Source organism: Actinosynnema sp. NPDC023658 (genome assembly GCF_040639995.1).
GTDB lineage: Bacteria > Actinomycetota > Actinomycetes > Mycobacteriales > Pseudonocardiaceae > Actinosynnema.
The window spans coordinates 1-1,593 of sequence record NZ_JBFAAX010001178.1; the positions used below are offsets into that span (position 1 = coordinate 1).

Consider the following 1,593-nt stretch of genomic DNA (forward strand, 5'->3'; position numbering starts at 1 on the left):
GACGGCCTCGCCGCGATGTTCGCGACCACCTTCGTCCCGGCGGTGCCGCGGTACGGCTCGGTCGGCGCGAGCGGCGACCTCATCCCGCTGGCCTACGCGACGCAGGCGCTGCGCGGTCGCGGCCACGCCTACGTCGACGGTGAGCGGCTGCCCGCGGACGAGGCCCTGCGCCGCACCGGCCTGACCCCGCTCTCCCTGACCGGCCGCGACGCGCTCGCGCTGGTCAACGGCACGTCGGTCACGACCGCCGCCACCGCCCTCGCGCTCGGCCGCGTCCGCGCCTCCCACCGGGCGATCCAGGACCTGACCTGCCTGCTGGTGGACGTCCTCGGCGCCGACCCCGTCTTCCTCGACCCGCGCCTGATCTCCGCGTACGGCCACCCCGGCGCGGCCGCCGTCGCGGACCACATGCGCGATCTGCTCGACGGCACCACGCCGAGCGGTGCCCGTGCGCTCCAGGAGCCGTACAGCATCCGGTGCTCGCCGCAGCTGCTCGGCGCCGCCGAGGACGCGTTGCGCTACGTCGACGGCGTGGTGGCCGCGGACCTGGCCGGGGTCAGCGACAACCCGCTGTTCTTCCCCGGCGACGACCTGGTCGCGCACGGCGGCAACTTCTTCGGCCAGCCGGCCGCGTTCGCCGCCGACGTCCTCGCCATGGTCACCGCGACGCTGGGCAACCTCGCGGAGCGGCAGCTCGACCTGCTCGTCGACCCGGTCCGCAACACGGGCCTGCCGCCGATGCTCGCCGCCGGTCCCGGTCAGCAGCACGGGTTGCAGGGCGTGCAGCTCGCCACGACGGCGTTCGTGGCCGAGATCCGCCGCGCCGCCGTGCCGGCCAGCACCCAGAGCCTGCCGACCAACCTGCACAACCAGGACGTCGTGCCGTTCGGCACCCAGGCCGCGCTGCGCTCCTACGACGTCGCGGAGCTGCTGCGGCTGCTGTGCGGCTCGCTCGCGCTGGGCCTGCGCCAGGCCGTCCACGTGGGCGGGAGGCGACCGACCGCGCCCCGCTGCGCGGCCCTGCTGGACGTCCTCTGCGACGCGATCGACCCGGTGGACCCCGACCGGCCGCTCGACGTGGACGTGCGCGTGGCCGCCGACGTGGTCATGGCGGGGCGGTGGTGACGTCACGGCCGCGGCGGTGTCACCGCAAGCCGGTGCCGATCTCCTGCGCAGCGGTGTCCGACCTGCGTTCGGCGCCGGGCAGTCGCAGCGTGAACCTGGCGCCCCCGCCCGGGTGACCGGTGGCCTCCACCGTGCCACCGTGCCTCGTCACGACCTCCCTCACCAGCGCGAGCCCCAGTCCGAAGCCGCGTTCCGGCCCGTCGGGCCCGCGGTGGAACCGGTCGAACAGCCGGTCCGCCTCGACCGGGTCGAACCCCTCGCCGGTGTCCGCGACGGTCAGCTCCGCGCACCCGCTGCCGTCCCGCCCCAGCCGCACCTCGATCCGCCCGCCCGCGGGGGTGTGGCGGACCGCGTTCGCCAGCAGCTCGGTGACCGCGCGCCGCAACGCGGTCTCGACGCCGGTCACGACCAGCGGACCGGCGGGCCGCTCCACGGTCAGCGTGACCCGCCGCTCACCCGCCCGGTCGG

At 76.2% G+C, this 1,593-nt stretch carries 2 protein-coding genes; one reads left to right on the forward strand and one right to left on the reverse strand.

Features of this window, described 5'->3' with window-relative positions; genetic code table 11:
* Window positions 1-1,125, forward strand: a 1,125-nt coding sequence (locus AB0G02_RS39305; protein ID WP_360805337.1) for an aromatic amino acid ammonia-lyase, incomplete at its 5' end; no start/stop codon positions are given.
* A 19-nt stretch (window positions 1,126-1,144) separates the two neighbouring features.
* Here AB0G02_RS39305 and AB0G02_RS39310 read toward each other — a convergent pair.
* A partial coding sequence (locus AB0G02_RS39310; protein ID WP_360805340.1) for a sensor histidine kinase occupies window positions 1,145-1,593 on the reverse strand: 449 nt, incomplete at its 5' end.